This window comes from Halorubrum laminariae (genome assembly GCF_024494655.1).
Taxonomy (GTDB): Archaea; Halobacteriota; Halobacteria; order Halobacteriales; family Haloferacaceae; genus Halorubrum; species Halorubrum laminariae.
Map to the genome: position 1 here is coordinate 349,066 of NZ_JANHDL010000001.1, position 26,433 is coordinate 375,498.

Annotated in this window: 27 protein-coding genes; 9 read left to right on the forward strand and 18 right to left on the reverse strand. The window is 63.7% G+C overall.

Going from position 1 to position 26,433, the window contains the following annotated elements:
* Positions 1–45: 45 nt before the first annotated feature.
* Genes NO887_RS01705 through NO887_RS01715 form a run of 3 tightly spaced genes read right to left on the reverse strand, consistent with a single transcriptional unit; the run spans position 46 to position 2,039 of the window.
* Complete coding sequence (locus NO887_RS01705; protein ID WP_379812018.1) at positions 46–405, reverse strand: fluoride efflux transporter FluC; 360 nt, start codon at positions 403–405, stop codon at positions 46–48.
* Positions 406–424: 19 nt separating this feature from the next.
* On the reverse strand, positions 425–772 hold the full coding sequence (locus NO887_RS01710; RefSeq protein WP_256416777.1) for a fluoride efflux transporter FluC: 348 nt from the start codon (positions 770–772) through the stop codon (positions 425–427).
* Between the two features lie 19 nt (positions 773–791).
* Positions 792–2,039: an ATP-binding protein gene (locus NO887_RS01715; RefSeq protein ID WP_256416778.1), complete on the reverse strand. Its 1,248-nt coding sequence runs from the start codon at positions 2,037–2,039 to the stop codon at positions 792–794.
* Between the two features lie 118 nt (positions 2,040–2,157).
* Here NO887_RS01715 and NO887_RS01720 point away from each other — a divergent pair, with 118 nt between their 5' ends.
* Positions 2,158–2,634: an Ig-like domain-containing protein gene (locus NO887_RS01720; protein ID WP_256416779.1), complete on the forward strand. Its 477-nt coding sequence runs from the start codon at positions 2,158–2,160 to the stop codon at positions 2,632–2,634.
* Between the two features lie 69 nt (positions 2,635–2,703).
* On the opposite strand, the gene NO887_RS01725 is transcribed toward NO887_RS01720, so the two are convergent.
* From NO887_RS01725 to NO887_RS01755, 7 genes are all read right to left on the reverse strand, one after another.
* Positions 2,704–3,540, reverse strand: coding sequence for a protein-L-isoaspartate O-methyltransferase family protein (locus tag NO887_RS01725; RefSeq protein ID WP_256416780.1), 837 nt, complete (start codon positions 3,538–3,540; stop codon positions 2,704–2,706).
* Positions 3,541–3,580: 40 nt separating this feature from the next.
* The gene (gene pcm, locus NO887_RS01730) at positions 3,581–4,216 is read right to left on the reverse strand and encodes a protein-L-isoaspartate O-methyltransferase (protein WP_256416781.1); all 636 of its coding nucleotides are present in this window, start codon (positions 4,214–4,216) and stop codon (positions 3,581–3,583) included.
* A 15-nt stretch (positions 4,217–4,231) separates the two neighbouring features.
* A complete protein-coding gene (locus NO887_RS01735) occupies positions 4,232–5,287 on the reverse strand; it encodes a hypothetical protein (RefSeq protein ID WP_256416782.1) in 1,056 nt (351 codons plus the stop codon).
* Positions 5,288–5,424: 137 nt separating this feature from the next.
* Positions 5,425–5,970 (reverse strand): DUF7344 domain-containing protein, encoded by a 546-nt coding sequence (locus NO887_RS01740; protein WP_256417016.1) that lies wholly within the window; start codon positions 5,968–5,970, stop codon positions 5,425–5,427.
* 149 nt (positions 5,971–6,119) lie between these two features.
* Positions 6,120–6,668 (reverse strand): hypothetical protein, encoded by a 549-nt coding sequence (locus NO887_RS01745; protein WP_256416783.1) that lies wholly within the window; start codon positions 6,666–6,668, stop codon positions 6,120–6,122.
* A gap of 211 nt (positions 6,669–6,879) precedes the next feature.
* Entirely contained in the window at positions 6,880–7,686 is an 807-nt protein-coding gene (locus tag NO887_RS01750; RefSeq protein WP_256416784.1) for a hypothetical protein, read from the reverse strand.
* A gap of 251 nt (positions 7,687–7,937) precedes the next feature.
* A complete protein-coding gene (locus tag NO887_RS01755) occupies positions 7,938–8,498 on the reverse strand; it encodes a hypothetical protein (RefSeq protein ID WP_256416785.1) in 561 nt (186 codons plus the stop codon).
* 213 nt (positions 8,499–8,711) lie between these two features.
* Here NO887_RS01755 and NO887_RS01760 point away from each other — a divergent pair, with 213 nt between their 5' ends.
* Positions 8,712–9,329 carry a hypothetical protein gene (locus NO887_RS01760; RefSeq protein ID WP_256416786.1) on the forward strand — a complete coding sequence of 206 codons (618 nt, stop codon included), beginning with the start codon at positions 8,712–8,714 and terminating at the stop codon, positions 9,327–9,329.
* A 99-nt stretch (positions 9,330–9,428) separates the two neighbouring features.
* On the opposite strand, the gene NO887_RS01765 is transcribed toward NO887_RS01760, so the two are convergent.
* Entirely contained in the window at positions 9,429–12,662 is a 3,234-nt protein-coding gene (locus tag NO887_RS01765) for a right-handed parallel beta-helix repeat-containing protein (RefSeq protein WP_256416787.1), read from the reverse strand.
* Between the two features lie 699 nt (positions 12,663–13,361).
* Here NO887_RS01765 and csg point away from each other — a divergent pair.
* The 5 genes from csg to NO887_RS01790 all read left to right on the forward strand — a co-directional run bounded on the left by csg (position 13,362) and on the right by NO887_RS01790 (position 18,546).
* Positions 13,362–16,313, forward strand: a complete 2,952-nt coding sequence (gene csg / locus NO887_RS01770) for an HVO_2072 family ArtA-dependent S-layer glycoprotein (RefSeq protein WP_256416788.1) — start codon at positions 13,362–13,364, stop codon at positions 16,311–16,313.
* A 273-nt stretch (positions 16,314–16,586) separates the two neighbouring features.
* Positions 16,587–16,913 carry a DUF8065 family protein gene (locus NO887_RS01775; RefSeq protein WP_256416789.1) on the forward strand — a complete coding sequence of 109 codons (327 nt, stop codon included), beginning with the start codon at positions 16,587–16,589 and terminating at the stop codon, positions 16,911–16,913.
* The gene (locus NO887_RS01780; protein WP_256416790.1) at positions 16,903–17,430 is read left to right on the forward strand and encodes a hypothetical protein; all 528 of its coding nucleotides are present in this window, start codon (positions 16,903–16,905) and stop codon (positions 17,428–17,430) included. The genes NO887_RS01775 and NO887_RS01780 overlap by 11 nt, the downstream gene beginning before the upstream one ends.
* A gap of 255 nt (positions 17,431–17,685) precedes the next feature.
* The gene (locus tag NO887_RS01785; RefSeq protein ID WP_256416791.1) at positions 17,686–18,009 is read left to right on the forward strand and encodes a helix-turn-helix transcriptional regulator; all 324 of its coding nucleotides are present in this window, start codon (positions 17,686–17,688) and stop codon (positions 18,007–18,009) included.
* Between the two features lie 126 nt (positions 18,010–18,135).
* Positions 18,136–18,546, forward strand: coding sequence for a MarR family transcriptional regulator (locus tag NO887_RS01790; RefSeq protein WP_256416792.1), 411 nt, complete (start codon positions 18,136–18,138; stop codon positions 18,544–18,546).
* Between the two features lie 392 nt (positions 18,547–18,938).
* Here NO887_RS01790 and NO887_RS01795 read toward each other — a convergent pair whose 3' ends face one another.
* The 5 genes from NO887_RS01795 to NO887_RS01815 form a co-directional block, all read right to left on the reverse strand.
* Positions 18,939–19,124 carry a DUF433 domain-containing protein gene (locus NO887_RS01795; RefSeq protein ID WP_256416793.1) on the reverse strand — a complete coding sequence of 62 codons (186 nt, stop codon included), beginning with the start codon at positions 19,122–19,124 and terminating at the stop codon, positions 18,939–18,941.
* 224 nt (positions 19,125–19,348) lie between these two features.
* Positions 19,349–19,624: a hypothetical protein gene (locus NO887_RS01800; protein WP_256416794.1), complete on the reverse strand. Its 276-nt coding sequence runs from the start codon at positions 19,622–19,624 to the stop codon at positions 19,349–19,351.
* Positions 19,625–19,819: 195 nt separating this feature from the next.
* Positions 19,820–20,359 (reverse strand): DUF7342 family protein, encoded by a 540-nt coding sequence (locus tag NO887_RS01805; RefSeq protein WP_256416795.1) that lies wholly within the window; start codon positions 20,357–20,359, stop codon positions 19,820–19,822.
* A gap of 123 nt (positions 20,360–20,482) precedes the next feature.
* Positions 20,483–20,884: a PIN domain-containing protein gene (locus NO887_RS01810; RefSeq protein ID WP_256416796.1), complete on the reverse strand. Its 402-nt coding sequence runs from the start codon at positions 20,882–20,884 to the stop codon at positions 20,483–20,485.
* A gap of 3 nt (positions 20,885–20,887) precedes the next feature.
* Entirely contained in the window at positions 20,888–21,154 is a 267-nt protein-coding gene (locus tag NO887_RS01815; RefSeq protein ID WP_256416797.1) for an AbrB/MazE/SpoVT family DNA-binding domain-containing protein, read from the reverse strand.
* A 433-nt stretch (positions 21,155–21,587) separates the two neighbouring features.
* On the opposite strand from NO887_RS01815, the gene NO887_RS01820 reads away from it, so the two are divergent.
* Complete coding sequence (locus NO887_RS01820; RefSeq protein ID WP_256416798.1) at positions 21,588–23,276, forward strand: DUF7827 domain-containing protein; 1,689 nt, start codon at positions 21,588–21,590, stop codon at positions 23,274–23,276.
* A gap of 61 nt (positions 23,277–23,337) precedes the next feature.
* Here the strand turns inward: NO887_RS01820 and NO887_RS01825 are convergent, their stop codons facing one another.
* Positions 23,338–25,041 carry a hypothetical protein gene (locus NO887_RS01825; RefSeq protein WP_256416799.1) on the reverse strand — a complete coding sequence of 568 codons (1,704 nt, stop codon included), beginning with the start codon at positions 25,039–25,041 and terminating at the stop codon, positions 23,338–23,340.
* A gap of 338 nt (positions 25,042–25,379) precedes the next feature.
* Here NO887_RS01825 and NO887_RS01830 point away from each other — a divergent pair, with 338 nt between their 5' ends.
* Complete coding sequence (locus NO887_RS01830; protein WP_256416800.1) at positions 25,380–25,970, forward strand: 50S ribosomal protein L15e; 591 nt, start codon at positions 25,380–25,382, stop codon at positions 25,968–25,970.
* An 88-nt stretch (positions 25,971–26,058) separates the two neighbouring features.
* On the opposite strand, the gene NO887_RS01835 is transcribed toward NO887_RS01830, so the two are convergent.
* A complete protein-coding gene (locus NO887_RS01835; RefSeq protein WP_256416801.1) occupies positions 26,059–26,379 on the reverse strand; it encodes a cupin domain-containing protein in 321 nt (106 codons plus the stop codon).
* Positions 26,380–26,433: the final 54 nt, after the last annotated feature.

Here is a 26,433-nt window from a genome sequence, read left to right on the forward strand (position 1 = left end):
GGCTGGACGGCGAGACAGCGGGCCTGTGCGGTCGCGCCGAAACACTCACGCGAGACCGCCGAGAGCCGATCCGACGACGAACGCGACCAGCGCGATAGCGAGATTTGCGACTGCGAACCACGCCGCACGGCGACCGTCTCCGCCGGAAATGGTCGAGACGGTCTCGACGGCGAACGTGGAGAACGTGGTGAACGCCCCGCAGAAGCCGACGGCGACGAAAAGCGTCTCCGCGGACCCGATCGGTGCGGCGAGAGCCGCGCCAAGCGCGAGGCTTCCGAGCGCGTTGACGGCCGTGATCGACAACCGGCCCTTGATCCGGAGCCCAACAGCGTGACGGGCCGCGGCTCCCAGTGCGCCGCCGAGTCCGACGAGGAGGACCGGGGTAATCGCACCGATCACCGTCACAGTTGTCCTCCGACCACCATCATACACGTCCTCCGATCAGTATGCCGACCGCCGCCGCTGCGAGCCCCAGCGCGTAGCTCGCGGCGACATACGTGCTCCCGGCGACGGTACCGAGCGCTACCCCGTCGCCGACGAACGTGCTGTACGTCGTGAACGACGAGAGTGCGCCGGTTCCGACGAACAGCTGGGTGCGGGTCGTCGTCGTACGGCCGACGAGGACGCCGAGCGCGAGCGATCCCGCGATATTCACCGCGAGCGTGCCGAGGCCGGTCGTGTCTCCGGCAGCCACGTCGACACCGTATCGGGCGGCCGCACCGACGAACCCGCCCACGGCAACGAGGAGGTAGCCGAACCGCGTCCGTTCCATGCGAGAGGATCGCCGCCGGCTACCTTGGGACTTCGGACTCGCACGAAGCGGTATCCGGCGGCTTGCCTCCGATCATCTCGACCTCTGTCGCACCGGCCCCGCCGGACCGTTCGACCGCCGCCCGGGTCCGGCTCGCACGGGGGCTGCCGCCGCCGTGTGAGGTCCGTCGCTCGCGGATGCGGACGGTGTGTGCCGTCTCCGTCGCGTCGTCGACGACGAGCGCCTCGCCGGTCCCAGTCGGGAGCCGCGAGGCGAGCGATCCGGCGAGATACGTCGCCTCCGCCTCCGCGAGTCGGGAGACGTCGCTCTCGGCGGTCAGTCGGTGTGCGACGAGGAGATCCGACTGCGAGACCGCGACGCTCGGGACCGCATTCGGGCGTTGTGTCGCGCAGACGAGCGACACGCCGGGCGCTCGACCGCGGGTGAGGAGCGTCCGCAGCGCCGGGTCGGCGACGCCGCCGAAGAAGACGTGCGCCTCGTCGACGAGCAGCCACGGGAGCCGGTCGAGCGCACCGTCGACCTGCGCGTCGTAGAGCCCGCGGGCGACCGCGCGGACGACAGCGGCCGCGGCTCGATCCGGAACGCCGGCGAGGTCGAGCACGGTCGGCGTCCCGTCGGCGGCGAAGCTCGCGACCGGCGGTGCGTCGGCGTCGAAGACGCCCCACGACTCGGCCAGTCGGAGGTGGTTATCGACGGCGCGGCGATCGGCGTCCGGTGCCCGCGACGCGTCGATCCAGTCACGGATATCTTCGAAGGACGGTGACTCGGGTCCGGTCTCGGCGTCGGGTGCGGTATTCGTCCCGCCGTCGGACGCGCCCGTGTCGGCGACGGCTCGCCAGAGTAGGCTCCCCGCGCCGCTTTCGGGGTCGAGACCGAGCAGGTCCGGCCACGCGCTCGCCGGGATGGCGGCGGGAGGAACGCTCGGTTCGACGACGCGGCCGCCGGCTTCGCGGAGTCCCCCGAACACGCCCATTGGATCGACGACGACCGGCGAGACGCCCTCGGCGGCCGCGAGCCCCTCGGCGATGACACCGAGCGTGTACGACTTCCCGGTTCCGCGCTTTCCGAAGATGACGGCTGCGTGCGGGCCGTCCACGTCGACGCCGACAGCGGCCCCGGTGCTGCCGTCGCGGGCGAGAAACGATCCGAGCCGGACTGTCGACGGCGGGATGGTCTCGGCGGAGTCGGCCGTCGCCTCGCGAGATGGGGTAGCCGCTGCGGGCGACGGCGTCGACGGCTGGGCGTCGTCGCGTCCGATCACGTGCATACCGACCGAGGCCGCGGCATCGAACAAAAAGGACGGGGTGGCACGCGAGAGCCCATCCGAGGCTGGCCCGACCGACGCGATACGACTCTTTATACCTGATACCGAGACCAGCGGGAGTATGTTCGACTCGACACGTGACGGACGCACCGCGAACAGACGGTCGTTTCGTACGGATCGCCGCGCGATAGAGGGACTGCCGGTCAGACTGGTGATCGCGCTCGTCGTCGGCGTCGCGAGCCTCAGCGTCATGATGGGGATGATCGGCGATATCGACGGGCTGGCCGCGACGGAACTCGACGCCAGACCGCAGCCGGAGGTGACGACACCGGGCGACCAGTCGCTCGCGGTCACGGTCCTCGACCCCGACGGCGCGAGCGTCGCCGACGCGACGGTGATCGTCCGGAGCGGCTCGGCGCGAATCGACGGGGTCGCCACCGGCAAAACGAACGCTGACGGCACCGCACGCGTCGAAGTCGACCCGACGCTCGGACCGAACCAGCCGGACGGAACGCTCACGATCGAGGTGAAGCCGCCGGCGGAGGGCGACTACGTCGACGAACGCGAGAACACGGACGTGCTGGTCGTCGCCGAGTGATCGACTCGACCGCGGCCGGGGAGGTCAGCTGTGATCAACTGCGATCAGCCGCGAATAGTGCCCGAGCCGTCAGATCCGATCGTCCCAGTCGATCCACTCCTGTTCCCAGCCGTGAGACGCGAAGTGACCCCGTTTGGCCCACTCGGCGTCCTCCCTGCGCGTCCGGTTCCGCTCGACGCCCGCCTGCTCCCCGTCGACGAGCATCGGGTCGATCCGAACCGGGCCCGCGGTCTCGACGGTGCTGAACCCCTGTGGGGCAGCATCGTCTCCGTCTGGCGGCTGTGAGGGCGTCGTCTCGGGTCCGGCGTCGACATCGCGACCGGTGTCGCCGGTGGACTTATTCTCGGAGTCGGGCTCGATTGCGGCGATGGTCTGGGCCGTCGTGCCGCGCGGATAGACGATCCGGCCGTTCGCGGCGAGTTGATCACGGAGCGCACGCGGGGGTTCGACGACGGCCGCTTCGAGGAGGATCCGGTCGTACGGCGCGTACTCCGGAAGCCCGTTGACGCCGTCTCGTCGGTCGACGAGCACCGCGTCGTAGCCGGCCGTCGAGAGATTCGATCGTGCGCTCCAGACGGCCTCGCGGTCGATGTCGACCGCGTGCACGTGGCGTGGGCCGGCTATCTCGGCGAGCAGCGCGACGGAGTAGCCCGCGCCGGCACCGACGACGAGCACCTCGTCGCCCCGGGTGACATCTAACGCCGTGATCAGCCGAACGACGGTCTGAATCGAGAGGGATTCGTTATCGTCGTCGGTGCGACCGGCTCCGCTCGCTCGGGTGGTGTCGTCGACGAACGGCTCGCGAGGGACTCGCTGGAGCGCCGTCAGCACAGACGCGTCCAGCGGCTCGTCGAGCTGGTGTTCGAGCCCCTCGATCGCGTCCGCGCGGATCGACGCCTCGTCCATACGCCTGCTCGGCACTCGGCCGTCTAAAACCGCTCGCTTGTCACCGCATCGGGACGAACCGGACGCTTCCGTGGTCCTCGCGCTCGATCCCGTCGTCTCGGACCGTGAGACGAACGAGCCGCTGGCCGCCGCTCTCCTCGTCGACCGGCGCGACGACGCGACCGCCGACTTCGACGCGGTCGACGATCGGCTCGGGAACGCCGGCCGACGGCGCACACGTCACCGACGCAGCCGCGAACGGTGCCTCCTCGCGGAACGCCTCTCGGGCGTCGCCCGCGTGCACGGTGACCACATACCCGTGCCGATCGAGCCTCTCCCCCGCGATTTCGGCCAGTTCGGGGACGTACTCCGCAGTGAAGACGTTGCCCGGACCGACGATCTCGGCGAGGACGGCGGCGTGGTAGCCGCAGCCGGTCCCCACCTCGAAGACGCGGTCTCCCCGTTCGAGGTCGAGCAGGTCGGTCATGATCGCCACCATGTGGGGCGCGCTGATCGTCTGGTCGTGTCCGATCGGCAGGGGGCGGTCCGCGTACGCCCGCGCCCGCTGGCTGTCGGGAGCGAACGCGTGGCGAGGAACCGCTTCGATCGCGGAGAAGACCGCGGGATCTACGTCGAGACGGCGTTGGAGATCAGCGACCAGTTCGCGGCGAGCCTGTGCGTACGCGGAATCGTCCAATGCGATCACCTCTCCTCACTCGTCCGGGCGCGACCCGTCGATCTCGCTGTCTTCGGTCTCGACCTCGACACTGCTTCCCCCTCTCGTGTCTACGTCGAGGTCACCGCGGATCGCGCTTCCCTCCATCTCGACCTCGACGCTCGCGCCGCCGCCGGCGGTGACCGCGGTGTCATCTTCGATGGTGCTGTCTTCCATCGAGAGCGAGAACGTTCCGCCGCCACCGAGAGTCGCGGAGACGCCACCACCGACCGTCGCGTTCTCCATCTCGATCTCGATTTCGGCCCCGCTTGGCGTGTCGATCCGGACTACGCCAGCGATCTCGCTCGAAGACAGCGAGATCGAGACGTTTCCGCCCCCGCGAATCTCGATCTGGAGGTCTCCGCCGATCTCGCTGTCTTCGAGTTCGACGGAGACATCGCCGCCGCCACCGAGGGTAATCGTCGCGTCTCCGTTGACGACGCTGTCTTCGGCCTCGATCTCGACTTCTCCGCCGCCGCCGAGGTTGATATCGATACACGGGACCGTCTCCTCTTCGAGTTCGATCTCCGGGTCGGTGAGACACTGTGCAGCCGGGGGCTGACACGCGACCGTCGTCGACCGCGTGAGTTCGATCGACTCGTCGCGATCGGTCGTGACCGCCCGGATCGAGAGTTCCACGTCGTCTGTCGTGCTCGATGCACACGACAGTCCGGCCTTGAGGTCGGTCGCTTCGCCCGGCTGGAGCGTCCACTGATCGATCTGGAGGTCGGTCCGCGTGATGCCGAACGATCCGCCGTCGGCGACCCCAACCTGTTCGAGCGTCAGGGGCTCGGAGAGCCGGTTGGTCACGGTGAAAAGCGTCACCGTGTCGCCTGAGGTGCCCGTCGGGTCGGCCGCTTCGATGCCGAGGAGCGCGCTGTCGTCCTCTGCGGTGCCGACGCTGAACTGTCGGTCGCCAGTCACCGACGAGAACGCGCCCGTCCCCTGCACGCCAGCGGCAGCGGCACCGCCGGTGAGGAGGACGCCGAGGACGGCGCGGCGGCTCACGGAACCGCTTGAACCGCCGCGGCTGCGCTGTCGTTTCCGTCCCATGTCGGTGTGTCCTGCGGCGGCCGAACCGCCTCACTCGCGCCGGGGACGTTCGCTCACGCCCCAGCGGATTCTAGGCGTCGCTTCCGTGGGTGAAGGTAGGGTACGTAGACATATAGTATTGCGGTGCTTGAACGCCCTCACGGCGGATCCGCGCCGCCACCGAGCCGATAGCGGCGGTTCTGGATCACCTGCGCGACGGAGGAGGCGAGGAAGACCGCGAGAATCATCGCGGCCCACCCGATCTCCGGCACGGTCTCGGTCGGGACGAACCCGACCCACACGCCGGCCAACACGAGCGCGGACAAAAGCGACACGCCGAGGTAGTAGACGCCCCACGAGATCGATCCCTCGGGGACGACATCGAGATAGACGTCGAGCGCCGCGGCCCCCTCGGTGAGTTCGATCCGATCACCGTCGTAGTCGATCATGCCGGCGTCGGCCAGCCTGTCGAGGTGCGTCTGCTGAAGGGACGTGTACACCCGCTTGCGCTCGGCCGAGGTGAGTTCGGCCACCGACTTGTCCTGCTCGCGGGCGGCAACCATCTCGGCGAGATCGGAGAGCGATAGCGGTTCATCGGCCTGCTTGCAGAAGTGGATGACATATCGCCGCCGGTGGTTGCTCAACAGATCGTACAGTTCGTCTTTCTCCGGGCGAGTGTACTCCCGCTGGTCGGTGAGCGACACGCTCACGACGCCTCCGCTCGCGATCGATCATTGAAGGGCGTCTGCTCCGGGCTTTCTGGAGGGCGACTGCTCCCACACATCTCACGCTACCGGTTCGTTTCACTCCGTATATACTATTCGGCTGTCGAATTCGGCGGACGTGACGCGCGTCACTCTAGTCCGAGCGCGCTCACAACCGCGTCGGTGTCCTCCACGGTGAGCGCCTCGGCCTCGTCGCGGTGGGATCTGAACGTCTCGATGTGGCCGTTTATTGTCTCCGCGCTCTCGCCCTCGTCTGCGGCTCGCGCAGCCGACAGGGCCGCCTCGGTGGCGTCGGTTTGAATCCGGACCTCCTCAGCCGACAACTCGCAGATCTCGGCTGCCGTCTCCTCGGTGATTTCGCGTGCGAGCGTTGCGCTCTCGGCGAACATCGATTCTGCCTCCTCGATGTCCACCAGCCCGGCCTCGATCGAGTCAATCGCCTCTGGGTACGCCTCGTCGTTGAAGCTACTGACTCCCTCGTCGCGCGCCGTGACAGCGTCGTTTCGGGCGACGAGCGCGTCGTCGTACGTTCGGGCGATCTCGCGGCGATCGTCGTCGACGCCGTCGCCGCCACCGGTGATACTGCCATCACCTCCGGTGACTCCGTCGAGACAGCCTGAAAACGTGGCGAGTCCCGCGAAACTGGCAGACGAGACGATCACACGCCTGCGTTTCATACAATTGAAACGAAACTCCGACACGTAAAAGCGTTTCTCTAAGCGGAAGCAACGGTGGATAACACTAGTTGTGACAGGCGTGAAACCAGAGTTGTGATCACTTCTTCACGCATGAAACGGAGATCCCCATCCGGTGTCGGACGGGTATACATCATACCTTTGATATTTTCCGCGTGCTGAAGCGCGAGGCTTTCTCCTCGATTCTCCGTAATCAGTTACTTCCCTCACCAATTTCGATCGTATCCACCAGATCAATGTCATTGATATTGGTGCCGAACGCGGGTTCATTGTCACCTGAGATAGCAGATCGTATGTTCCTCGCTGAAATACCAGTGTCTCCTCCACCTGTATCGTTCAGGAGGGATATCTGTTCAGTCTCACCAACGCCGATCTCGACTCTGGTTGCAGGGTCTTGCTCGTTAGAAGAGGACCAAGACTCCGAATCAGGAGAGATCTGCGTGTCGTCTTCATCTTTAAATTGGTAGATCTGGGTCGCAACGGCTTCTTCGCCGCCCGTCTCGCCTGTTACCTCGGAGGCATCGTCGCCGAACTCTTGGAACGTGATCCCGATGTTCGCTCCATCCTGAATATTCTGATTTTCCACTTCAATGAGATCACCGAACTCAACGTCATCATTGATCTCTACCGCTATTGCAAAAGCGAAGTTACCATCTTCACCGTCGTTTGCGACGGCTGCGGGGGTTGGAATACGATTGCTTTCAGTGTCTGTAGAGACATTCGTGTACCCATTAATTTCGGTATCCCCAAACAGGATCTCAGTAGGAGTTGGGCCATCATCTTCAGAGACGACTGCAGTGAATATATCGTCGGAACCTCTCTCTGTGGGCTCATTAACCTCCCCCGCGTCCAATCCTTCGAAAATATCTCCTTTTCGCACAGTCAACTGCTGATCAGCAACGACACGCATGTCTGCGCCGGAATCGACGCTGTCTTGAAATCCCGCACTCGTGAAGGCCGCTCCGCTCCCAGTTGCTAACGCCCCGAGTCCGATCACCATACTGCGTCGCTTCACCATATGGTATCTGCTTGTAACGGTATCCACTTAGTATTACGTTCCCTGAAACGATCGAAAGCCTCGCTTGAACACTTCTGTGCGACCGACGACAGCCTCGATCGAGACCGGTGGTACCCGGATACGGCCGAAAACCGCAATCAGAGAGCCGGGGGAGATGAGACCAACGAAAAAGCAGGTAGAGTGCTATTGCGGATCGGTTATCGAGCGTGAGTCGTATTATCAAACATGTGTAATTACTCGTCGACCGCCGTGATCTCCAGCGTGACGCTCGCGCCGTCGGGGATCGCGTCGAGATCGCCCGGGTCGTCGTCGGCGATCAGGTTCACGACCATCCCGAACGCGACCGCGTCGCCGGGGGGGAACGTCTCGTTCGGGTCGGCACGGAGGGTCGTCTGGCCCTGCCCGTCCGTTTCGGTCGGCTCGTCGGCGGAGATGACTCGGAGCGTCTTCGCGACGTTCTCCGCGTCCGAGTCGGCTCCGTCTGCCGCGGCGAACGAGAATTCGAGCTGATCGTAGGGAACGTCGCCGTTGTTCGCTACTTCGACGAGGTCTTCGAACCGCGAAATCGATCGCTGGTTCAGCTTCTCGATCACGATCGCCTCGACCTCGCCGTCGCCGTCCGTCGAGACGTACTCCTCTCCCGTGCGGCCGGGCGTGAGGGTCAACTCCGAGATGACCACGATCCGGAGATCCGCCGCGGAGGTCGTCTCCGAGAGGAGCGACGCCGAGCTGACGACGGCGCTGCCGAGTGCCATCGAGGCGAGGCCGACTGCGGTCTGTCGTCGCGTGATCATTGTGAAATTCGTCGCGGTCGCCGCACCGCGGTTCGTGTCTACCGATACGCCGCCAGAGCCCTTTGTATTGGTGTGCTTTCCGCGTCGGCTCGGATTCGATCGCCCTGTCGCGATGCAGTCCGTCGATTCAAGCAGTGCAATACCGGGTTCAGTCAGGGCTTGCCGCCGTTCAAGCTCGCCAATACAAAGTGGATAGGGATACACGGGATAGATATGGCAAACAGACGCAGCGTCCTGATCGGACTCGGTGGATTGGTGGCCGGCGGCGGCGCGATCTTGAGCACGGGAGCGTTCGACACGGTCGAAGCACAGCGGACGGTCTCCGTGGAGACCGCGGGTGACGCGGACGCCCTGTTGGGACTTACACCGGCAGAGCGTGGGGACGGGAGCAACGAGTACGTCGAGGAGACCGAGGGAACGATCTCGATCAACCTCGACGGCGGCGCGGATGCGGACGGACTCAACCAGAACGCCCAGACCACGATCCGGAACCTCGTAACCGTAACCAATCAAGGAACACAAACGGTTGACACGCTGGGACTCGAATTCACGGAGACGCCGAGCGAGATTGATCCATCGGAGACGTTCTCGTTCTCGGTCGACTACACGGACGACGACGGTGAGGACATGGTCGCTCATCCCGACGACGGCGACGGTGCGGTAAACATTCTGACCGGCAATAACGACATTCCGTCCGAGCTCCCACCGGGGCGTCCGGTCAACTTCGGTCTCCAGATCGACCTGATCGACGGCGGAAACGATGACAACGCGCTTCCCGAAGGGGGAGAGTACACGCTCACCATCACCGCCGAAGCAAATCCAGACAACTGATCGTCGAGACCGTCAGCTGAATCTAGGGTAGCCGTCACCCACGCCGGCAGGCGATCGTTTCGTTGTTCTCTCGTGCCGTCTCGGTCTCTTTCTAGCCGATCATAACAGCGCGGGAAGCCGACGCACCACGAGATAGGACACCCCCGTGAGTCCAGCCCAGAGCAGTGCCGCAGCGATCCCGAGGGTCACGAGCGGGGGTGACCCGAGCACGCCGGCGACGAGCCAGATCGCCACGCCGGCGAGCGCGAGTCCTTGGACCGTAATGCCGTCGACCGGCGGGCGTTGACTCGCGAGCGTCCGTATCATCCCGTGTCCGCCGAGCACCAACGCGAGGAGGTAGCTGACGGCACCGAGGACTCCCCACACCGACCCGAGCGCCGCTTGGGGCGTCTCGGGAGTTTCTTCGGAGGGGGCCGTCTCGGACGTCGCGGCCGCGACTTCGGTCGTCGCCGCCCCGGCGCTGTCGATACCGAGGGTGTCCTCGACGGCGAGCTCCACGGTGAGGCGCTCGTCGGGCATCTCGATCTGGCGCGTCGGCGTCGTCTGGGGCGACAGCGCCGTCCCGTCGGTGTAGAAGTGATAGCGCCCGACGCCTCCCGTGCCGGCCGTCGAGTTCGCGCCCGACACCTCGAAGTGGGTCGAGGAGGCCACGCGCTCCGGCGCGTTGAGTCGCGGCGTCGGGCGGACGTAGCGCTCTCCTCTGGAGGTATTGCGGAACGGGACGAAGTCGACCCAGCCCGCCGCGGTCACGACCCTGTCGCCGTCTCCCTCCGGGAGGATCGAGGCGTGGTAGGGACCGGTGTCGGCCCCCCAGTAGTTCGACTCCGCGTCGACGGTGCGGACCGCGTCGGTCACGTAGCGGGCGGTGACGTTCGCAGCGACGAGCGGTTCGACATCGACCGTCAGCCCGCGCGGGTGACCGTAGATGTCGTTATCGGTGATCTGGACGCCCGCGTCCGGGGACTCTGCGTCGGTGAGTCCGACCGCGGTCGGGAGTTCGTCGGTGACGCGCCGGATGTCGAGTGCACCCGTCTCCGCCGCGCGGGCGTGGCTGACGCCGTCGGTCCGGAGCACGACGACGGCCTCGCCGTCCCAGAGCCGAGAGAGCGTGATCTGGCGGCGCACCCGCGAGTTCGCGACGCGGGCTTCGAGCCGTTCCACGGACTCGTTGCCGTCGAGGATCGCGCCCCGGTCGCCCTCGGCCACGTAGACGCCCGTGCCGGGATCGACGCCGTCGATCGCGACTGGGTCGGCGTGGGCGTTCGTGTTGAACACGACCTCGTTGCGCCGGATCGAGGTGTCGACCGCGCCGCGGGTCACGATCCCGTAGGCGTTCGCGGCGACGACGTTCCCGGTCGCGTCGAGCGTCCCGTTGTGGGTGATCGGACTCGACACGAGGAGTCCGGCTCCGCCGTTGTTCGCGAGGCGGTTGCCGGCGACATCGACCGCGTCGATCAGGAGATCCGAAGTCACGGCGACGCCGTGGCCCTCGCCGTCGGCGACGGTGTTGTCGGCGATCGAGAGGTCGTACGCCCCGCCGCGCGTCCGGACGGCGATGCCCGCGGCCCCGCTGTCTGCGACATCGTTTTCCGATATCGCGAGGTCGGTCACGACCCGGCTCTCGACCGCGATCCCGTCGTCGCCGTTGTCGCGCACGTCGTTGCCCGCAATCCGGCCCTCGCGGACGGCCCAAGTGCCGAGATGCAGCCCGTCCCGGCCGTTCCCGCGGACGGTGTTGTTCACGACGCGGAGTTCGCCCTGACTCGTCGTCGAGCGGATGTCGACGCCGCTGCGGGCGTGCTCGGTGATGGTGTTCGACCGAAGCGTCACGTGCGTCGAGAGGCGTTCGCGGCGCTCTGACTGTCGGATCCGGATCCCGCTCGACGACCCCGTCAGTCGGTTGCCGGTCGCGGAGACCGACGTCTGCGTGCGGGCGTCGACTTGGAGGCCCGCATCAGTGGCTTGGATGTCTGCGTCGCGGACGCTCAGTTCGCTCTGATCGGCCCGCACGGCGACACCGTCGCCGCCGATAGACCGCATCTCCGTTTCCGAGACTCGCACGCCCGTGACAGTGTCGGCGGCCGCGAAGACGCCCGCCCCCGCGACGTCTCGGAGGGTGGAGTCGGCGACGGTGAGGCCGCTGGCGCGCGTGGGCTCGGCGGGGAGGGCCCCGGAGGGCTCCACGTCCGGTCCCGCGGACGGGTCCGCGTCCTCGCCGACGACGTACGCCGCGCGGACGCCGTCGGAGAGCTGGGGGACGCCGTCCGCGAGGAGGTTCACGTCGACGGGGTAGACGCCTCGGGTGGGCGGGTTCTCGACGCCGCCGTACTCGACGAGGAGCCGATCCCGGCTGGAGAGTCGCACCGTTCGTGAGAGCCTGATCTCGATCTGTCGGCCGTCGACAGAAACGTTGGTGACCGCCTCGGCGAGCGACCGGTCGACGTCGCCGTCGCGGTCGGCGTCGATGCCGATGCGGGCGATCGTGTCGGCGTTGACGCCGCGGACCGAGCTATCGGCGGGGTACCGCAGCCGAATCGCGTTCGTCGAGACGCCGGCACCCGGATCGAGCGTGAGGGTGTTCCGGGTCGTCTGGCCCCGCGTCGGGTTCGCTGCGGTGAGTTCGATGGCCTCTATCGCCCCGGTCGAGGGGGTCACGTCGATCGCGTGGCCGTCGACGTCGCGGACCGTCGACCCCACGAGCGCAATCTTTGGTGCCGTCGGGGTCGCGTCCGTGACGCCGACGCCCGCGGTCGCGAACTCTTCGAGCGTCGAGTCGACGATCCGGATTGCGCCGTCGTCGCTCGCGGCGTCAACGCCGGTGGATCCGCCCCGCAGCGTGGTGTTGTGGAGCGCGAGCCGGGAGTCGTCGCCTCCCTCGTAGCGGAGGCTTTCCCACCGGTGGTCCGGGTCCGTGCCCGCGGTCCGGCGGAGCGTCACCGGGCGGTCTGCGGTGCCGTCGGACCGCAGCGAGCCGCGGACGGTGAGCGTGACGCCCTCGGCGAGTTGCACGTCGGTTCCCGGTTCGATCGTGAGCGTCGCGCCCGGTTCGATCTCGACGGAGCGGATGATCCGGTACGGGCCGTCTGCGGGCGACCAGGTCGTGTCGGTTGCGATCGGCGACTCGACGAAGGTGACACCGGAGTCGGTGTCGTGGGTCGCGGCGGTGGGTGCCGTGTCGGGAGACGCACCGGCGGTGGGGGCGGAGGCGGGAGCGGCGGTCGCGGGCGCAGCCGCCCCGGCGGCCACGGCTCCGACGAGCGCGACACCCACGAGTAGCGCCACCCACCAGCGACGAGCGTCACGCACGGCGATCACGTTGCGAATATCGTTCATCTTGCGGGTCGGTGATATAACGATTGGGTTGCAAGTGATCGAGCGTGAGAACGGGAGGCGGGTGTCGTCTTCCCGTGGAGAGAAATCGTGAGGCTGATACCTGTTTTTCTTCGACATCGACCTACTACTCTCGGTTTGGATCGTGGGGCGACGCGCTCGACCGTGCGTTCGACGACACGGATGCTGACGACTCAGCGTGAGGGTGTCTGAGGAACGGATCGCAGGCGACGGGACGGGCCCCTAACCCCGAAAACACTGTCCCGTCGGCTGAGTGGTTCGACCCGTATCGGCGTACACGTGTCTCACGGGTAGCTATTTCGATTGATTTGTTGCGTGGGCGCGTACGTGTGCGCAAGACACTGGCCAACTGAGTAGACGACTGAGTAGAACCGAAGCTCGTTGTGGAATCCCTGTCGGTACTCGCGGCGTTGTGGTGGTCACTTCGATTTCGAAAACCGGTGTCTGACGCTCTCAGATAGGCATGTGTGGCGTTCACACAGAACGAGGGGCTACACAAAGCATATATAACCGGCACTGGAATAAACGGTTGCGAACCCCTACCCGAAGCAAGCGATGGAAACGCGAGTACTCTGATCCAAGTCCGGTCGCGCCCTCGACGCAGTGTCGGTCGATGACGAACGGGCGACTGAGGTGAGGACAAAGCACACTGTCGCACTGCAGAACGAAACACAACACACAATGACAAACGACAATAATACACGCAAGAAGGTCAACGCGGTCTTCTTCGCAGCGATCATGGTCGTCTCCATGGTCGCAGTCGGCTTTGCGGCCGCTCCCGCCGCTGCACTCAGCGATACAGACGGTGACGGAGTTACCGCAAGTCCGGATACGGCAAACGAGACTTCCACGCACTCGTTCAACGTGACGTATAGTTCAGGAGACAATGCAGTAGACAGCGGAGAAAACATTACCAACTTCTCGGTTGATTACTCCAACTTCAACAACGCCGAAGGGACTACAACCGGAGTTGGCAATGGTGATGTTACGGTCACTCTCAATGGGTCCGATGACGTCACTGTTAATTCTGTGACGCAGGAACAGTCCACACAGACTGACGACAGAGCTCTCATTGATATTGAACCGACAGACATCAACGCCAGTTCAACTCTCGAAGTTGAGATCGACGGCATAACGAACCCGGATAACGCTGGTTCGACTCAAGATGTTGTCTACGAGAGTACCACAGACAGCAGTGGACTCACGGATCCGGTTAGTCTTAGTCTGGCACTAGCTGCGGCTACCGGCGGCGGTGGCACCACTAGTGAACGTACCGCTGGTGGCGAAGAAGCCTTTGACGGTTCGACCGTCTACCAAGGCGAGGACGACCTAATCTTCACCAACCAGAGTGAAGGAGATATCAGCGTTGGTGAACTGCAGAAGACCGCTGGTAACGCAGAGGGTACGTCTCTTAGCCTCCCGATCCCGGAAGACGCTTCAACCGGCACGTACGCGGTGGACGGTGACTCGGATAACTTCGGCGTTATCGTTCAGCAGCCGCGAATCACGACCTCCGAGGTCCAGCTTGACGGCGACGACATCAGTCAGATCGCAACCTCACGTGCGACTGCTGACAACGGTCTCAGCATCAACGCGAGCTGGAACTTCGAAGAGGCTGAAAACATCACCGTAACCGTCGAAGATTCGAGTGGTGCCGACATCACTCGTGAAGTTGTCGACCCCGACACCAGTTCCACTGCGACGGAAGTCGACGGCGACATCATCCTCAACGGTGAAACTGGAACGGTCGGCTCGGCTAGCGTTGGTCTCAACCTCAACGACCAGGACGCCGAAGAGTACACTGTCGTCTTCGAAGGCTCTGACGACCTCGACTACGACAGCGTCGTCCAAGAGTACACCATCGAAACGACCAACCAGGACACCGTTACCGTCGATACTGCCGAGGACACTGTCACGCGCGGTGACAACCTCCAGTACACGGTGAGCGGTGCGACGAACAACGACTACTACACGGCCGTCGTTCAGGACTCCGACCTCCGTGACGGCTACTCCGTCAGTGACGCTCAGGGCGTCTTCCGCAACGTCGAAGATACCTCACAAGTTGGCGTCGTCTCCCAGAACTACAGTATGGGTGCCGACAACGCCAGCGATGTCAACTACGCGTACGCAATTATCCAGATTGACGGAACCACAGGTGTCGGCTCCATCGAGACCGCAAACCTCGATGACTCGTCGAACACCCTCGACATCTACGAGGCAGGAAGCAGCACTGACGCAAACATCAGCGGCGAAGACTCTGTCGACGACGTTGACTTCGATGTCGAAGAGGGCGAAGTCGCCCTCGACAACCCGACCGACTCGTACACAGTCGGTTCGGAAGTCGATGTTAACGGTACCGCACAGAGCGCAGACGATGTCGCGATCTACGGTCGTGACAACGGCGACTGGGAACTGCTCAACATCGACGACGATGGTGACCTCGACAGCGATGACTACATCTCTGTCGACTCGGACGACTCGTTCGAAGAGGAAGATGTTCGCCTCTCTGACGCGAGCAACATCTACTCGTTCGAAGGATCGTACGACATCGGTGTCGTTGATGCTGCTGACCTGAACGAAGTTAGCGACGCCAGTTCGCTTACCACCTCGCAGTTCAGCAGTGCCTCGAGTGCGCGGTACACACTTCAAGTTGAGCCGGGCGACCTCACGGCCAACTTCGGCACGATCAACGGTCAGATCGCAGACGACGTCGATGATGAAATCGATGTCGAAGGAACTGCGGCTGGTCAGGATTCAGTCGTTATCGCGTTCGTCGGTGAGCGTGGCGAGGTTACGGCCACAACTGCCTCGGTTGACAGTGACGACACGTACGACGAAGAAGAGATCTCCCTCAGGGACATCTCGCAGGGCTCGGTCTCTGGACACGTGATCTCTGCGAACCGAGACGGTGAATTCGGCGAAGACACGGCATCTAATGCCAACGATCTCGTAAACGAAATCGAGGACTACGGCGGTAACAGCCGTAGTGGAGACCAGGTCCGGAGTCGGATCCTCTCCAACACTGTTGATGACACGGGCAGCGACGACCTGATCGTTTCGACAACGTTCCGTCTGAACGATGCGACGCTGTCGATCAACGACGTCTACCCCGAAGAGGCTGAAGCCTCTGGTGTCAACCCGGTTGCTGCCGGCGAGACGCTCGTCGTTGACGGTGACACCAACCGTCAGTCCGACAACGCGGCGATCACGCTTGAACTCCTGACGGAGGAGGACAACAACGTCGCGGCGGCTGACACCGACGAGTGGGACAACGACGGTCAGTGGAGCGCTTCCATGGACACGTCTGACCTCGAAACTGGTACGTACACTCTCGAAGCCGACGACGGCGAGAGTACGGACCGCGTCGAGGTCGAAATCGTCGAAGAGCGCGACACCAGCGATGGTGACGACGGCTCTGACGACGGTGACGACGGCTCCGACGGCACCGACGACGGCTCCGACGGAACCGATGACGGATCTGACGGCACCGACGACGGCTCCGATGACGGATCCGACGGCTCCGACGGCGGAGACGGCGGCTCCACGGACGACGGCACGCCCGGCTTCGGCGCGCTCGTCGCCCTCGTCGCCCTCGTCGCGGCCGCGCTCCTCGCGACCCGTCGCGACAACTAACGACCACTAACCACCGAACGGACGCCCGTTCGGCCCACGCGGTTTGCGGTTCCATTTTTCGAACGCGCTCGCACCGACGAGCGACGGCGCTGCGCGTCGACACCGCACCGAGACACGCCGATCGTTCCCACCCGGAATCGACTGTCAATCCACAGCGTCGATCGCTCTCTTGGCGCACGAGTCGTATCCGTGCCGCCGTATCTGCGACCGGTTTGTAATGACAGGTATGTACACGTCATAACGCATATATCGCTCCACGTCAAACGTCACTGTATGAGCGGATCAAGTTACGACAAGACGATTCAGTTCCGTGCCGGAGCAGAAAAAGAGGCCGCGGAGCTACTCGATGAGATTCACATCGGGGGCGTCAACGTGAGCGAACTCGCCCGCGTCGGCCTCGTCGACATGCTTCGGCAGTCATTGGATGAACGGGACGAGATCGCGGTGTACGAACGATACAGCCGGGGTGAGATCAGTGAGGACGTGGTCCGTGTCCTTCTCGGTGAGAAACTCGATAGGATGGAAGCCGAAAAAGAGTCGTTCGAGGCGGCCATGGAGAGAGACACGTCCGAATTCTTGACGGGCAGCGATGGCGAGTGAGGCTCGCTATCCGATTCTGGCTGATACGAGTTCGTTGATCGCGGTTGCTTCGAACAAATACCCGACCGAGGACAGCCGTGAGCACTACCTGAAACGAGGAAGCCAACGTGTTCTTGAACAGCTAGACGAGGATTCGTCGCCGTGGTCGTGCGTACCCGTTGTTCCCCGCCCGCACGGGCCAGACGCAGGCGAGCAATCGCTCAAACAGGAGCTTTCTGAACACGCTTCTTCGTATCAGGTTGTCTCGATTCTCGACGCAGCTGCGCGACGGTCAATTCGGCGTCTCATCGAGGACATCGAGTACGACATTGACGTTGTGGGACCGCCGTATCTGCTCTATATCCTGCTCGACAACGACCGCATCTCAAAGCCTGAGTTCTGCGAGGCAACCGTCGAGATGATTCGGACGGAAGGGTGGACTGGGTACGAAGTCGTGAAGAACGCGTGGAGTAGTATTCCCGTTGACTGTTCTGAAATCCTTGACGACAGATATGGCGATGCACTTCCACCGAGATGATCTGATCAGTTCTACCAAATCAGAACAACGCCTACACAGTGACTCGAACGTCTGGGTGGATCCACGGAGGCACGCCTTTCGCTACCACCGACGCCCCCACTCACGTGGTTTGCGGTTCCCATGTTTCGAAACGCGCTCACACCCGCCAGCGACAGCCATCGAGACGATGACAGCTGTGTCCGCGCGGTACGACAGCGACCGAAATCGTCAGTTCTGGGCGAATCGTTTATAACGTTCTCTTACGTTCTATTACACATGCCGATCAGCATCGATCGATTCGAGGACGAACCGGACGGTGTGCTGGAACTCGAAGCTGGGACACAGCCGTACACCGTCCTTTCGTTTTTGGCCGAAAACGACGCGCAGGCGTTCACGCAAGGCGAGATACACGAGGCGACGGACATCCCCCGAGGTAGTGTCGGCGTCGTGCTCTCTCGGTTGGAAGACCGGGGATTGGTCCGCCACCGAGGCCGATACTGGACGATCGCCGAGGACGACCGGCTCGCCGCCGTCGCCGCCCAGCACGGAGCGAGTTCGGCGTCGACGACAGACGACTACTACGGCGACTCGGCGGAGTGACAGGCGTTCTTCGATACGAAAGAAGACGACTTCCCCACAGTGCGATGCCGAGATCGACCGCCGCGGTGTGAAACGCCCAATTCGACCGCAATAGCTATGAGGTACAACTGAGTACATCTAGCTACAATGCCGGTCCTGCTCGATGACCACGACCCCGATCTCTCGCTTCGCCCGGGGACCACGAAATCGAACGTCGTGGCGTTCCTCTACCGTCACCCGGACTGGGGGTACGCCCCCCGAGAGATCACGGACGCCCTCGATATCCCCCGCGGGACCGCGACGACCACGCTCGCACGGCTGGCGGACGAGGGCTACGTCGGCAAGACCGACGACGGCTACTACCACGCGCTCGACGACCGGACCGACATCCGACGATACGTCGCCAGCCTCGATCAGGTCGACCGACTGTTCGGTCGCCACCGCGACGACGCCACGCCCGAGACACCCGAGAGACGGATCGGCGCAGACCGCACCGACGCAGAACTCGACGCGGAACTCGACGCGCTCGAAGACGAACTGGACGGGAAAAATGAGTAAGCTGTCTGCGGGAGACGTTTGCTGGGCGCGAGATCCGACCGGTGCGCATCCGCAGCGACCGATAGTCGTGTTGGCTCACGACACGCACCCGTTCAGTGCGACAGATTGCACCGTGATGTGTGTCGGAACGAGTGCCGGGAATATCAGCAAACGACTCCGGAACTCAAAGACGAACATCTTGACGGCATCTCTTTTGGAAATACGTCGTACCTGATGCCGTGGGCCCTGTACACGATTGCCCCGGGAACGTTCGTGAATGGAGACATGAAGGGGAAACTCACGAAGCAGGGACGGAGAGTCGTGAAAAAATCGCTCATCTCTCTTCTCCCGTAGTTCCGTGGCTCCCGAGAGAAGAGTCAATGAACGGATCCATTTCGACGGTGTCGCGGTGACTACGTGGTCCAGTACGCGAGCGCCCGATGCACGTCGCTGAGACTGCAATCGGGATAGAGTTGCGTGATCTCGTCGGGGTCGTATCCGCTGTGTTCGTACGCGACGGCGATGTCTTTCACCCGGATTCCCGTTCCCTCGATTGTCGGTGCACCGTCACTGTGCTCCGACGCTCGGACGATTGTCATACGGGATAGTGAACCCACAACGACGTGAACGTCTGGGGTGGATCTGCGGCAACACATCCCTCACGACCCACCGAACAGACGCCCCCACCCACGCGGTTTGCGGTTCCCATGTTTCGAAACGCGCTCAGACCGGCCAGCGACAGCGCTGTGAGTTCGACTACCCGGCCGCTCGCCATGTCTCACCCGAGAAGTCACCGTTCGTCCGAAACTGATCCGTTCCCCGACTATGGGGCCCTCGCGTGAACCACGGCCGGCAGTTGATCCAAACGTGCTTCGACGACGGCCAGTGGATGCATATCGAGATATTCCGCGCTCTCACGGAGCGTATCGGCATCTGATTGTGATAGCTGGAAGTGGACGTTTCCGTACTCCGGATGGTCGTCGTCTTGGTGCCAACCGAGGAGAAGATTCCGTTCAGGTTCGATCCAGCTGATCCAGTAGAAGTCGTGGTCGGTACCGACCTCGACATCGAATCCGACTTCGAGTCGGACATGTTCCACTGGATAGCTTGAATCGTCCAGAAACGCCCTCGGGTCCGGATTCGCGACAACTCGATACGGTCCCGGCTCTCGATGCGTCGAAACACGAAGCTGGACGGTCCCGAATACGGACTCACTCTGAAGTCGGTTCGTGATCCGTCGATGGATTCGTTTGTTGTTGAGCCCGTCTCTGTTCGCGAGGAATATCATTTCAGATTACGCGATTTCGAGTCCATCGTCTCCATCAGAGCGAGAGAGTTGCGTTACGTCTGAATAGAGCTGCAGTGCGTGTTTCGACAGTCGAATCTCCGTCTTTAGCGCTTCCCACGTCGAAGCGGCGTTCCGAATGGCACGCAGTTCCTCCGTGGAGAGGTCTTCTTCGACCAGCTTGTTGCGCAGTTCCGACAGGGTCTCCACCTCGTATTCCTCCTGTAGCGACTCGATCTGTGCGGTGTGTTCGACGAGGGTCGATTCGAGCTCATCGCGAGAGTTCTCATCAATGAGGTCAAGCACTTCCGCAATGAGTGTCTGAACCGGGTTTGGCGCGTATTTCGTCTGTCCGTCGACTGTGTGTTCTTTTGTTTTGTTTTCGGCCACGAGAGCCTCCAATTCGCTGTCGGCAGTCGCCCACGCGACGTCTGCCCTGTCTGCGATGGCGGTGACTGTCTCGGGCTCTCCGAGCATCTCAACGACGAGGCGGACTCGTTCACGCCCGCTGTACTCCTCTGTCCACTGCTCTCTGTGCGGATCTCCCATTTCGTCTCTTAGTTACGCAAGAGTACCATAAATAATTTTGTTCACAGTAGATATTTGAGAACCGGATAACGCCGTTCAGATACTTTCGTCGCAGTACACCGGGCGGCTCATGCAGAGATCGAATCACTCGGAAAATGCGGATTCTAAGCGCGTGCGGTCGAGACCGACGGTGTCGTAGTCCTGCTCGGTCGAAAGAACACGCTCTTCGCCGGTTGTGACAAGCCCGGCATGAACTGCGTCGAACGGAGTGAGTTCGTACTCATCGAGGAACGCCGCAGCGGCCAGCACCGCGTCTTCGTGTTCTTTCGGCACGATCGGAACCAGTTCGAGCAGGTTAGCAATCGCCCGCGGCGCATCGATTTCGTACTCAGCAGTCTCACGGTCGTAGAACAACACCAGAACCTCGGCATATGCGAGTATCGACGTATGAATGTCATCGCGCTCGTCGAGCGCCCGGAGTGCAGCCTCCTGAAGCCAGTCGTCATCCTTCACCAGCGCTGTGAGAAAGTCAGTTTCGACGTACACGGGTCACTCCTCGCCGTCCTGCGACCGGGCGTCCGCTTCTGCTTGAACCTCCCGAGAGATCGCCTCACGCGCGTCCGTTTTCAGATCGTCGGTGTCCGTCTCTACAAAGGTATCACCAACGGCAGCTCGGAGTCCCTCTAGCGGGTCCTCGTCGACGGGGAAGAGTGCGACGTGACTCGGGAGTTCGACGATCCGATACCGGTCACCGAACCGCTCCCGGACATCTTTCGGGAGGTAAATCCGCCCTCGTTCATCTGCCGACTTTGACATGGTATACTGTTCTTATACGGGAGAATTCAAAAATCTTCCCGTAAATATCGTATAGTTCCCGCCTATTTTCCGTCTCTATCTTTGAAAACAGTAGCAACCAAGACCACTACCCACCGGACAGACGCCCCCGCTCACGCGGTTTGCGGTCCCCATGTTTCGAACGCGCTCAGACCGGCCAGCGACAGCGCGCGATTCGTCTCGACGGCGTCTAGACACTCGATCGGTCACAACAAACGAGTCCCGACGAAACCGCCACCTCTCGGTGTCGACGACGCTTCCCGCGAGTTCGACGCCGAGAGCGACAGCAAATACGATGTCGACAGTATGTCGACGCCCCAACAGCTAATCTGCGAGTAGAACCGCTATAGACGCCGATCAGCGACACCCGTCACAGAAAGTATTTATCCGCCACGACGGTAGGTAAACCACGTACATGCACACACGTCTCGCCCTCGTCGCGGCGGTCCTCCTCGTCGGTCTCGCGGGGGTCGCCGCGCCGTTCGCCGCCCCCGCAGCGGCGCAGTCTGGGTCCGCCGTCGGCTTCGGCGACTCTCAGACGACGGTCGCACAGGGCGACGTCGCGACGATCGACCTCCAGTTGCGCAACACCGATCAGGCCACCCTCCGTATCCGGTCGGCGGACAGGCAGTACCGGGCCACGCTCCGCGTCGTCGACGGCGACGGCGACGGCACCGTCCGCGTCCGCGCCAACACCTTCCGCGGGGGTGACCTCGACGACGCCGACCGCTTCACGGCCGAGAGCGACGCGGACACCGCCAGACTCCTCTCCGAGTCGAGCACGACGGACGCCCCGGTCCTCGACACCGGCCGGTACAATCTGATCGTCTCGACCGCGGACACGAGCGTCGCGTCCGTGCTCACCCTCGTCGAACCCGACGCGAACGACAGCGACGCCGCCGTCGTCTCCGCTGACGGCACCGTCTCCGAGCCTGCAACCGACAGCAATGGTGCGTCCGAGAGCGACGCTGACAGCTCGGCCGGGATCGACGCTGACGCAGAGCGCGAGAGCGGCGGCAGTGCGACAACTGAAGGCGGAGAGCGTGCGACCGCCGCGGAGACGACATCCCGGTCGATCGAGGCCGCCCGTGGCGACCGTGTCCGCACGCGCTTCGACGTGAGTGGCCTCGGCGGCGTCCTCGAGTCGCGGGCACCCGCGCGAAACCTCGTCTATCCCACGGACAGCGAGCCGACCGCGGAGACGACGCACACGGTTCAGACGACGCCCGACGAGACCGTTTCGGTGCGGTCGCTAACGGTTGATTACGGTGTCGACGACAGCATGCCGCCCCGTGGCGTCCACCAGTTCTCCCGCGGCGACATCGAGGCGATCGGCGTCGACGAGACCGGCGACGGATTCGTTGACCGCTCCGCCGGGATCGCTATCCAGAACGTTCGGACGAGCACCGACGGGCGCATGACGCTCACCTTCGATCGGCCGATCGCCGTCTCCGAGAACCACACGTTCCTGCTGTCGTACGCGATGCAAAATCCCGACACGTCGGGTACCGAGGACGTCTCGGTGACGCTCCGCGGCAGCGAGACGACCCACAACGACCGGGGAACCGTGCTGTACGGCCCGGCCGGACAGGGAACGCTCGGGAACGGGGTTGATCTCCGTCCGACGACCGTCGACGGCGACGTGCCGACCGCACCGCTCGCGGCGGTCGAGACGATGTATGACCCCGGTGCTGGCGGGCTCGCTGCGACCCTCGACACGGGAGCGTTCGATACGGGCGAGTACGCGATGACACTCTCGGTCGGCGAAGCCGCCCCCGCCCACGCTCCGCGGACGTCACTACGGGAACCGTTCGCTATCGTCGAGCCGTCCGTCGAGTTCACGGATCGGTCTGTGGGCGACGATCCGCTGTTATCCGTGACCGCCGACACCAACCTCGCACCGGGCAGTTCGGTCATCCTCCGTGTGGAAGCCGAGGAGCCGAACGGCGGCATCAGTCAGGTTCTCAACTGCGTGGCTACGGCCGGCCCGGACGGGACGATCGGCTGTACGTTCGACCTCCAGAACCCGGCCTCCGACTTCGACATCGAAGTCACCGCCCAGCGCAACGACACCGTGATCGGCGGGCCGGTCAAATACAACTGATCGCCGTAGGCGTAGTGGGAATCGCGTCCGTCGCCGAGCGCCCCGATCGAAATCGGCGCACTCAGACGCGGAGGCCGAGCACGTACACTGACCCGACGACGACGACGCCGCCGAGCGCCTCTCTCGTGCCGACACCGAACGGGAAGAGAGGAGGCCCACTATCAGAACCGTCGCCGCCGTCGTCACCGTTCTTGTCGGGATTCTGCGCCGATTCGTCCGTCGTCCCGCTGCTCGATCCGGTATTGCCGTCGCCCGTTTCTGGCGTCTCCATGCTCGTTGTCGCGTCGCCGGTCCCGTCGCCCACATCACCGTCGCCTTCGGTCTCGCCGCCTGCGTTGTCTTCGTCACCGTCCTCACTCTCGGTCGTCGATTCCGTTGATTCGTCCACGCGCGGGGTGATCGACTCGGTGTACTGGGCTCCCCCGTCGTGTGTGACGAGCAGGTTCGCCACCGTCCGTCCCGGAGCGGCGGTGAGGGTCCGATCGAACGTGACTGACTCTACGGGCCCGGCCGTTTCGTGTGCGCGGACAATGTCGAGACGCTCGCCCGAGTCGGTGTCGATCGTTTCGAGCGTCACGCGCGTCACGTCAGCGTCCGTGATGTTGCCGGCGAGACGCACCGTCTCCGCGGTCGTATTCGTCTCTCGAACGGAGACGGACACCTGCGGATCCGGGTCGTGCTCGATCGCGAACTCCCGTTCGTTGGTGTTTCCGGCCGTGTCTTCGGCGACTAATCGGAACTCGTTCGGCTCGTCGGTATGGTGTAAGGCGACCCGTGTGTCTACGGTCACGTTGAGTCGCTCGGCGTCCGGCCCCGGGTCGGTCTCAGTCAACAGCACCTGAGAGCCGTCGGCGTCGACGCGTTCGAGCGTCACGCGGTCCAGTTTCGTCTCGTCGCTCACGGATCCGCGAATGCGCGCTGAGTCGCTATAGCTCACGTTCGGCACGTCGAGTTCCATCTTCGGTGCGGTCTCGTCGTCGACGACGAGCGTGAACTCGTCCGTGTTCGTCTTCCCAGCGGCGTCGACGTACCGCATCACGATGTCGTTCTCGCCGACGCCGAGCCGAAGGTCCTGTGAGAACTCCTCGCCCGGATCTTCGATGCGGTACATGTCTCGGTCCGTCTCGTTTTCGTCGTTGTCGAGGTCGTACGTGAACGTTCGCTCGATTGTAACTCGATCCACTGTCGAGACCGTGTGGAGGCTGCCTGCGATCGTTACCTCTCCCGTGGGAACCGTCGTCTCGTCCGGCGGACCGCCCTTCACCGTCGTGGTGAACGGCGACGTGTATTTCACCCGCGGCGCGCCCGTCCGTTTGGTCACCGTCGCTTCAAACGTCGCGACGCGCTCCGCGTCTGCGATGATCTCCACGTCGTTGTCGTTGAGACCGAGTTCGAGCGGGACGGCTCGCGAGAACGAACGATTCTCCGGGCGGTACGAGTGCCGTATCTCGCCGTCGACCCGGATCTCGATCAGATCGATCGACGTGTTCGACGCGACCGTGATGTTCGCCGTCGGGTCCGACTGAACGATGCGTTCGCCGCCGTCGGCGACCGGTTCCCCATCGATAGCGATGTCGATCTGGGGGCCGGAATCCTGCTGTCCCGCGGCCACAGCGACAAGCGGACCGGCGCTCGCGAGCAGGATCGAGATCGCGAGACAGACGCTCCAGACGGCGATCTGACTGGATGTGACGCCGGATCGTCTCGCCTGCGACGCCGGCGCATCGGTGTACCGCCGCGGCCGCGAGGGAGGTTTCGAGTTCATGATAGACACTGAAAGACCCCACCGATCGAATCTCGGTCGGGAGGCGTGGTCTGTGTCTCTGTTCCCGCATCGACACTTGACTGTAGTGGGCCAACTATCACGAGGGATATCTGGACCGGCCTGCGGATTCGACGGCGCACCGACTACCCGGCACCGGTTCGCACACACGGCGCGTAGCGAAGCCGTTAAAAGCGATCCGCAGGAAGTACGAGTAACTCGCTGGTGCGGACACAGCGGGCACTCGCCGCCGGACGCGTCGACGGGTCGCCGCCGACGCGCCGGGACGAGACGACATGTGGCCGTCTTACGGCTGAATCGCAACCGTCCGCGGACACACAATGGCACGAAGTTTCTACTCGCACATCAAGGAAGCATGGCGGTCCCCCAAGGAGGGGAAACTAGCGGAACTGCAGTGGCAGCGCAAACAGGAGTGGCGCGACGAGGGGGCCATCGAGCGCATCGAGCGCCCTACTCGGCTCGACAAGGCCCGCGAACTCGGCTACAAGGCCAAACAGGGCGTCATCGTCGCCCGCGTGAGCGTCCGGAAGGGCGGCTCTCGGAAACAGCGGTTCAAGGCCGGTCGCCGCTCGAAGCGTCAGGGCGTCAACCGCCTCTCGCGACGCAAGTCGATCCAGCGCATCGCCGAGGAGCGCGCTTCGCGGAAGTATCGCAACCTCCGCGTGCTCAACTCCTACTGGGTCGGCGAAGACGGCTCCCAGAAGTGGCACGAAGTGATTCTCGTGGATCCCGCACACCCCGCCATCGAGAACGACGACGACCTGAATTGGATCACGTCTGACAACCATAAGGGTCGGGCCTTCCGCGGACTCACCTCCGCCGGCACCAAGGGCCGCGGTCAGCGCACGCGCGGAAAGGGCACGGAGAAGACCCGCCCGAGCGTCTCCGGCAACGACCGTCAGGGCAAGTAACGCGGCGCGGACTCGACGCTCGATTTCTTCGGTCGATTTCGCTGTGGGTAGCTGTCGGTATGTGTATCGACTCTCGACCGAAGCGCGCTTAGGGCGCGCCGGCGATGACCATCTTCGAACCGTCCGCAGAGAAGGAGAGATCCCGCGTCGAGTCGGCGTCGACACGCACCGCGTCACCCGGGCCGAGGGCGATGTCCTCGCCGTCGACCGTGAGCGTCGCCTCGCCGTGAATCAGCACGTACACTTCCTCTTGGCCGTCATCTGCGTGATCGTGTTCCATCCCGTCCCAGCCGTCGTCCGCTTCGACGACGGTCACGCCGAGCTGTTCACAGTCGAGCGCGTCGCGGAGGAAGTACATGCCGGGCGCTCGCGGTTCGACATCGTCGTAGGTGGTCGCGTCGTGTCCCATACGCGCGATACGCGGTGAGCGCCGGAAAAGCTACGGGTCGGCGAAGGCGGGATC

What these genes read in the sequence shown, in the direction of transcription:
- NO887_RS01765 (WP_256416787.1), bottom strand. Translation starts at nt 12,662, where the DNA reads ATGAACGATATTCGCAACGTGATCGCCGTGCGTGACGCTCGTCGCTGG.
- NO887_RS01825 (WP_256416799.1), bottom strand. Translation starts at nt 25,041, where the DNA reads ATGAACTCGAAACCTCCCTCGCGGCCGCGGCGGTACACCGATGCGCCG.
- NO887_RS01830 (WP_256416800.1), top strand. Translation starts at nt 25,380, where the DNA reads ATGGCACGAAGTTTCTACTCGCACATCAAGGAAGCATGGCGGTCCCCC.
- NO887_RS01795 (WP_256416793.1), bottom strand. Translation starts at nt 19,124, where the DNA reads ATGACAATCGTCCGAGCGTCGGAGCACAGTGACGGTGCACCGACAATC.
- NO887_RS01715 (WP_256416778.1), bottom strand. Translation starts at nt 2,039, where the DNA reads ATGCACGTGATCGGACGCGACGACGCCCAGCCGTCGACGCCGTCGCCC.
- NO887_RS01805 (WP_256416795.1), bottom strand. Translation starts at nt 20,359, where the DNA reads ATGGGAGATCCGCACAGAGAGCAGTGGACAGAGGAGTACAGCGGGCGT.
- NO887_RS01720 (WP_256416779.1), top strand. Translation starts at nt 2,158, where the DNA reads ATGTTCGACTCGACACGTGACGGACGCACCGCGAACAGACGGTCGTTT.
- NO887_RS01835 (WP_256416801.1), bottom strand. Translation starts at nt 26,379, where the DNA reads ATGGGACACGACGCGACCACCTACGACGATGTCGAACCGCGAGCGCCC.
- NO887_RS01725 (WP_256416780.1), bottom strand. Translation starts at nt 3,540, where the DNA reads ATGGACGAGGCGTCGATCCGCGCGGACGCGATCGAGGGGCTCGAACAC.
- NO887_RS01790 (WP_256416792.1), top strand. Translation starts at nt 18,136, where the DNA reads ATGCCGGTCCTGCTCGATGACCACGACCCCGATCTCTCGCTTCGCCCG.
- NO887_RS01785 (WP_256416791.1), top strand. Translation starts at nt 17,686, where the DNA reads ATGCCGATCAGCATCGATCGATTCGAGGACGAACCGGACGGTGTGCTG.
- NO887_RS01815 (WP_256416797.1), bottom strand. Translation starts at nt 21,154, where the DNA reads ATGTCAAAGTCGGCAGATGAACGAGGGCGGATTTACCTCCCGAAAGAT.
- NO887_RS01735 (WP_256416782.1), bottom strand. Translation starts at nt 5,287, where the DNA reads ATGGGACGGAAACGACAGCGCAGCCGCGGCGGTTCAAGCGGTTCCGTG.
- NO887_RS01820 (WP_256416798.1), top strand. Translation starts at nt 21,588, where the DNA reads ATGCACACACGTCTCGCCCTCGTCGCGGCGGTCCTCCTCGTCGGTCTC.
- NO887_RS01760 (WP_256416786.1), top strand. Translation starts at nt 8,712, where the DNA reads ATGGCAAACAGACGCAGCGTCCTGATCGGACTCGGTGGATTGGTGGCC.
- NO887_RS01750 (WP_256416784.1), bottom strand. Translation starts at nt 7,686, where the DNA reads ATGGTGATCGGACTCGGGGCGTTAGCAACTGGGAGCGGAGCGGCCTTC.
- NO887_RS01775 (WP_256416789.1), top strand. Translation starts at nt 16,587, where the DNA reads ATGAGCGGATCAAGTTACGACAAGACGATTCAGTTCCGTGCCGGAGCA.
- NO887_RS01780 (WP_256416790.1), top strand. Translation starts at nt 16,903, where the DNA reads ATGGCGAGTGAGGCTCGCTATCCGATTCTGGCTGATACGAGTTCGTTG.
- NO887_RS01710 (WP_256416777.1), bottom strand. Translation starts at nt 772, where the DNA reads ATGGAACGGACGCGGTTCGGCTACCTCCTCGTTGCCGTGGGCGGGTTC.
- NO887_RS01745 (WP_256416783.1), bottom strand. Translation starts at nt 6,668, where the DNA reads ATGAAACGCAGGCGTGTGATCGTCTCGTCTGCCAGTTTCGCGGGACTC.
- csg (WP_256416788.1), top strand. Translation starts at nt 13,362, where the DNA reads ATGACAAACGACAATAATACACGCAAGAAGGTCAACGCGGTCTTCTTC.
- NO887_RS01755 (WP_256416785.1), bottom strand. Translation starts at nt 8,498, where the DNA reads ATGATCACGCGACGACAGACCGCAGTCGGCCTCGCCTCGATGGCACTC.